The 5,840-nt window shown below is 71.5% G+C and carries 6 protein-coding genes; 3 read left to right on the top strand and 3 right to left on the bottom strand.

The annotated features are described in order from the left end of the window. Positions 1 to 129: 129 nt before the first annotated feature. The 3 genes from VR45_RS29480 to VR45_RS29490 are packed head-to-tail and all read right to left on the bottom strand — an operon-like array spanning position 130 to position 3,370. Positions 130 to 1,218 (bottom strand): low specificity L-threonine aldolase, encoded by a 1,089-nt coding sequence (locus tag VR45_RS29480; RefSeq protein WP_045942915.1) that lies wholly within the window; start codon positions 1,216 to 1,218, stop codon positions 130 to 132. Continuing rightward, a complete protein-coding gene (locus VR45_RS29485; RefSeq protein WP_045942916.1) occupies positions 1,215 to 1,973 on the bottom strand; it encodes an SDR family NAD(P)-dependent oxidoreductase in 759 nt (252 codons plus the stop codon). The genes VR45_RS29480 and VR45_RS29485 overlap by 4 nt, the downstream gene beginning before the upstream one ends. After that, positions 1,970 to 3,370 carry a DUF6421 family protein gene (locus VR45_RS29490; RefSeq protein ID WP_045942917.1) on the bottom strand — a complete coding sequence of 467 codons (1,401 nt, stop codon included), beginning with the start codon at positions 3,368 to 3,370 and terminating at the stop codon, positions 1,970 to 1,972. Before VR45_RS29490 ends, VR45_RS29485 begins: the two co-directional genes overlap by 4 nt. A 261-nt stretch (positions 3,371 to 3,631) precedes the next feature. Here VR45_RS29490 and VR45_RS29495 point away from each other — a divergent pair, with 261 nt between their 5' ends. The 3 genes from VR45_RS29495 to VR45_RS29505 all read left to right on the top strand — a co-directional run. Continuing rightward, positions 3,632 to 4,510 (top strand): ABC transporter substrate-binding protein, encoded by an 879-nt coding sequence (locus VR45_RS29495; RefSeq protein ID WP_045942918.1) that lies wholly within the window; start codon positions 3,632 to 3,634, stop codon positions 4,508 to 4,510. 41 nt (positions 4,511 to 4,551) lie between these two features. Then, complete coding sequence (locus VR45_RS29500; RefSeq protein WP_045942919.1) at positions 4,552 to 5,448, top strand: amino acid ABC transporter permease; 897 nt, start codon at positions 4,552 to 4,554, stop codon at positions 5,446 to 5,448. After that, on the top strand, positions 5,445 to 5,840 hold a 396-nt coding region (locus tag VR45_RS29505; protein ID WP_159394396.1), incomplete at its 3' end, for an ATP-binding cassette domain-containing protein. The genes VR45_RS29500 and VR45_RS29505, both read left to right, overlap by 4 nt.

The raw sequence follows: 5,840 nt of genomic DNA on the forward strand, positions 1-5,840 counted from the left end.
CCGACTTCGCTTTCCGCTTGTCCCCGCTCTCTCGCGGCGACTCCGGAACTGTACGGGGACGGGACCGTCAGAAGCAAATCGTCCCGTCCCGCGGCGGCGGGACGGGACGATCGGCGGTCGGAGGGCGCGTCAGGCGCGGCCCATCTCCTCGGCGATGGCCGCCGCGAAGGCGTCGATATCGGCCTCCGTGGTGTCGAACGAACACATCCAGCGGACCTCGCCGGTGTGCTCGTTCCAGAAGTAGAAGCGGTAGCGCTTCTGGAGCCGCTCGCTCACCTCGCGCGGGAGGATCGCGAACACCGCGTTCGCCTGGACCGGGCGGACCACGGTCACACCGTCGATCCCGCGGACCGCGGCCTCCAGCCGGCTCGCCATGGCGTTGGCGTGGCCGGCGTTGCGGAGGTAGAGGTCACCCGAGAGCAGCGCCTCGAACTGGACCGAGACGAAACGCATCTTCGACGCCAGCTGCATCGAGGTCTTGCGCAGGAACTTGATGTTCCGGACCTTCTCGGGGTTGAGCACGACCACGCACTCGCCGAGCAGCAGGCCATTCTTCGTGCCGCCGAAGGACAGCACGTCGACGCCCACGTCCGTGGTGAAGGCGCGCAGCGGGACGCCGAGCGAGGCGGCGGCGTTGGAGAGGCGCGAGCCGTCCACGTGGACCAGCATGCCGAGCTGGTGCGCGTGGTCGACGATCGCCCGGATCTCCTCCACCGTGTAGAGGGTGCCGAGCTCGGTGCTCTGGGTGATCGAGACCACGAGCGGCTGCGCGCGGTGCTCGTCCCCGAAGCCCCAGGCCTGCTGGTCGATGAGCTCGGGGGTGAGCTTGCCGTCGGGGGTGGGGACGGTGAGCAGCTTGATGCCGCCCATCTTCTCCGGCGCGCCGCCCTCGTCCACGTTGATGTGGGCGCTCTCGGCGGCGACCACCGCGCCCCAGCGCGGCAGCAGGGCCTGCAGGGCGACGACGTTGGCGCCGGTCCCGTTGAAGACGGGGTACGCCTCGGCCTGCTCGCCGAAGTGGCGGCGGAAGACGTCCTGGAGGTGGGTGGTGTAGTCGTCCTCACCGTAGGCGACCTGGTGGCCACCGTTGGCGAGGGCTATGGCGGCGAGCACCTCGGGGTGCACGCCGGCGTAGTTGTCGCTGGAGAAGCCGCGGACGGCGGTGTCGTGCCGCCGCTGCGCGTCCGTGTGGCCGGAGAGCTCGGAAAGGTCGGTCATTGGGCTGTCAGCCACAGGTGCTGTCCGTTCAGTTCTTCTGCGGGGCGGTCCCAGAGGCCCGCCAGGTGTGCGGCGAGGTCGGCGGTGTCGGTGAAGCCGGCGAACTTCGCCTCCGGCTTCTCGGCCCGCATCTCGGGACTGACCAACGCCTTGATCACCAGGATGGCAGCCGCGGCGGTGGGCTTGCCGTCCTCGGCGGTGGTCTCCTTGCGGAAGGAGTCCGCCATGGCGAGCGTCCAGGCCTCGGTGGCGGCCTTGGCCGCGGCGTAGGCGGCACCGCCCGCGGTGGGCTTGTGCGCGGCGGCGGCGGAGATCATCGCGTACCGGCCGGACTCGCTGCGGACCAGGGCGGGCTGGAACGCCAGCGAGGTGTGCTGGAGGGTGCGCACGACGGTGTCGTGCAGGAAGTCCCAGTCGTCGATCCGGCTGTCGAAGAAGGTCTTGCTGCCGCGCCAGCCGCCGACGAGGTGGAACACGCCGTCGACGTGGCCGTGCTCGGCCTCCAGGTGGTCGGCCCAGTCGTGGACCTCCTGCGGGTCGAGGAGGTCGATGACCTGGCCGCTGACCCGGGCGCCGCGGACGGCGATGCGGACGGAGTCGAGTGCGGACTCCAGGCGCTGGGCGTCGATGTCGGCGCCGATGACGGTGGCGCCGTCGGAGGCGAGGCGGCGCAGCACGGCCTGGCCGGCCGGGCCGCTGGCTCCGGCGACGGCGATGACCTTGCCGGTCAGCGGTCCGTTGGGTGCGGTGGTCACGCGGCGACTCCCTGCAGGCCGGCGCCGGTGATACCGGCGGTCGAGGCGATGACGCCGCCGAGCTTCTTCGAGAGGGCCTCGTAGAACATGCTCAGCGGGAACTCGTCGGGGAGCACAGCGTCGCACAGCGCCTTGTTGAGCGCCTTGCCTTCGGTGCTGCCGAACGGGAGCGCCTCGGTGCCCTTCGCCCAGGTCGAGGCCGGGTGCGGGGTGAGGTAGCGGGAGACCAGCTCGTAGGCGGCGATCCAGTGGGCCGGCTTCGGGCGGTCGATGCCGTCGCGGTAGAGGGTCTCGATCTCGGCGCAGAGGGCGTTGGTGACCTGCGGGGCCCGCTCCCAGTCGATGCTGAGGCGGTTGTCGCGCCAGCGCAGCGCGTCGTGCTTGTGCAGGTAGGCGAAGAGCAGCTGGCCGCCCATGCCGTCGTAGTTGCGGACGCGGTCGCCGCTGACCGGGAAGCGGAAGAGGCGGTCGAAGAGGATCGCGTACTGGACGTCGCGGGCGTGCACGTTGCCCTCGGTCTCCAGCTTCACCGCCTCCTTGAAGGTGGTGAGGTCGCAGCGGAGCTCCTCCAGGCCGTACATCCAGAACGGGCTGCGCTGCTTGATCATGAAGGGGTCGAACGGCAGGTCGCCGTGGCTGTGGGTCCGGTCGTGGATGAGGTCCCAGAGCACGAAGGTCTGCTGCGAGCGCTCCTGGTCCTGCAGCAGGCTCTCGGCGTCGGCGGGGATCTCCAGGCCGAGCAGCTCGACGGCGTTGGTGGAGACCACGCGGAAGCGGGCGGCCTCGCGGTCGCAGAAGATGCCGCCCCAGGTGAAACGTTCCGGCGCCTTGCGCACGGCCACGGTCTCGGGGAAGAGGACGGCGGAGTTGGTGTCGTAGCCGGCCGTGAAGTCGGTGAAGGTGATCGGCACGAACATCGGGTTGTCGAAGCGGGTCCGCTCCAGCTCGGCCAGCCAGTCGGGCCACACGACGTTCAGCAGGACGGCTTCGAGGTTGCGGTCCGGGTTGCCGTTCTGGGTGTACATCGGGAAGACGACCAGGTGCTGCAGGCCGTCCTCGCGCTGGGTCGCGGGCTGGAAGGCGAGCAGCGAGTCCAGGAAGTCGGGCTCCCGGTAGCCGGTGTCGGCCCACTTGGCCAGGTCCGTGTCGACGGCGGCCAGGTAGGCGGCGTCGTGCGGGAAGAGCGGGGCCAGCTCGGCGACGGCGGTGCGCACGGTCGCGACCAGGGGGTCGACGGTGTGGCGCTGCACGGCGGCCAGGTCGATGGAGCCGTCCTTGGACTGCAGGGGGCGCAGGGTCTCGACGGCGTCCTTCAGTCGCAGCCAGGCCGGGTGCGCGGCGAGGCTCTGGGCCGGGGCGTCGGCCGCCACAGCGACCCTTGGCGAAAGATTCTGCATCGGGGACTCACTTCGACAGGAGGGTTTTCAACGAGACCACCATATGTACGAAAGGTTCTTCTGTTCAAGGGGGGGTTCAGCGACGGATCTTTCGTGCCCTGCGGTGGAGCGCGCGTGACAGGCTCGTGAACAGGCGAGGGGATCTTCCGGACGACACGGGACGAAGGCTCCCAAGGCGACCATGCCGCGCGTGTCCCGGGCCCGCCACCGGGGGAGGTCACCACCCGACCGGTCCGCCTCTTCGCGTCCAGGAGCACCGCCATGCCCCTCCCCCGCACGTCCGCCGTCGCCGCCCTGCTCGCCGGTGCCCTGCTGGCCGCGGTCACCGGCTGCGCCGCCCAGGAACCGGCCGCCGGCACCGGCGCCTCGGCCTCGGGCGGCGCCGCCGACTGCTCGCCCGGCGCGCTGCCGACCCGGACGGCGGGGACGCTCGCCGTCGGCACCGACAAACCCGCGTACGAGCCGTGGTTCTCGGAGGACCGGCCGGAGAACGGCAAGGGCTTCGAGTCGGCGGTGGCGTACGCGGTCGCGGCGAAGCTGGGGTACCCGAAGGAGAAGGTGTCCTGGGTGGTCGCACCGTTCGGCCGGGCGACCGCGCCCGGTCCCAAGGACTTCGACTTCGACGTCAACCAGGTGTCGATCAGCAGCGAGCGCCGGCAGGCGGTGGACTTCTCCTCCGGCTACTACGACGTGCGGCAGGCGGTGATCGCGCTGAAGAGCTCCAAGGCCGCCTCGGCCCGGAGCCTCGCCGACCTGAAGGGGGTCAAGCTGGGCGCCCAGGTGGGGACGACCAGCCTGGAGGCGATCACCGGCACCGTGCGACCGTCCGCGCCGCCGGCCGTCTTCGACTCCAACGACCTGGCGAAGGCCGCGCTGAGGAACGGTCAGGTCGAGGCGCTGGTGGTGGACCTGCCGACGGCCTTCTACATCACCGGGGCCGAGGTGACCGAGGCCGTGGTGGTCGGTCAGCTGACGGGCGCCGGCGGTGGGGGCGAGCAGTTCGGGCTGGTGCTGGACAAGGGCTCCCGGCTGACCGGCTGCGTCTCGGCGGCGGTGGACGCGCTGCGGGCCGACGGCACGCTCGCGCGGCTGGAGCAGGAGTGGCTGTCCGACGCCGTGTCCGCTCCTGTACTGCGGTGAGCGCGGAGGAGGTGAGCGCGGAGGAGGCAAGCACCGGGGACGTGAGAGCCGGGCGGACGGACCTCCCACCCACGAAAGCGGCCGACCCGCTGGGCTACCGGCCCTCGGCGCGGCGGCTGGCCCGGGAGGCGTTCCGCCGCCGCCGGGCCCGCCGCTCGGCGCTGATCGCCGCCGCCTCGACCCTGCTGACGGCGGTCGCGCTGGTCACCCTGGTGGTCGGCTCGCCGGGCTGGCCGGCGGTGCGCCGCTCGTTCTTCAGCGCCGAGTACGCCCGGCAGGCGCTGCCCGAAGTGCTCAAGGGGCTGCGGATCAATCTGGAGCTGATGGCCGTCTGCGGGGTGCTGATCCTCGTCCTCGGCCTGCTGCTCGCGGTGCTGCGGACGCTGCGCGGGCCGGTCTTCCTGCCGGTGCGGCTGCTGGCCACGGTGTACGTGGACTTCTTCCTCGGCCTGCCGATGATCATCTGCCTGCTGGTGATGATCACCGGCGTCCCGGCGCTGCGGCTGACCGGGGTCACCACCGACCCGCTGTGGCTGGGCGGCGCGGCCCTGGTGCTGACCTACGCGGCGTACGTGTCCGAGGTGTTCCGGGCCGGGATCGAGTCGGTGCATCCGAGCCAGCTGGCCGCCGCCCGCTCGCTGGGGCTCTCGCACGCGCAGGCGATGCGGTTCGTGGTGCTGCCCCAGGCGGTGCGCCGGGTGGTACCGCCGCTGCTCAACAATCTGGTCAGCCTGCAGAAGGACACCGGGCTGGTGTCGATCGGCGGGGTGATCGACGCGGTCTATGCGGCGAAGATCATCAACGGCCGGTCGTTCAACTCCACCCCGTACCTGGTGGCGGCGCTCGTCTTCGTGGCGCTGACCGTCCCGCTGACCCGGTTCACCGGCTGGCTGACCGCCCGGGCCGACCGCCGGCGCTACGAAGGGGGCCTGTCATGACGGAGCGGACGACCGACGGAACGCCCGACGGGACGGCCGACGGTGGGACGACCGCCGGCGGCGAGCCGGTCCTGCGGCTGGAGGCGGTGCGCAAGACCTTCGGCGACGGCCGGGTGGTACTCGCGGACGTGCACCTGAGCGTGCCCGAGCACTCGGTGACGGCGCTGATCGGCGCGTCCGGCTCCGGCAAGTCGACGCTGCTGCGGTGCGTCAACCTGCTGGAGCGGATCGACGACGGCGCGGTCTTCCTGGACGGCGCCGAGATCACCGACCCCCGCGTGGACGAGGACGCCGTCCGACGGCGGATCGGCGTGGTGTTCCAGTCCTACAACCTCTTCCCGCACCTGACCGTGCTGGAGAACGTGACGCTCGCCCCGCGCCGGGTGCACGGG

The sequence above is a fragment of the Streptomyces sp. NRRL S-495 genome, from assembly GCF_000966955.1.
Taxonomy (GTDB): domain Bacteria; phylum Actinomycetota; class Actinomycetes; order Streptomycetales; family Streptomycetaceae; genus Kitasatospora; species Kitasatospora purpeofusca.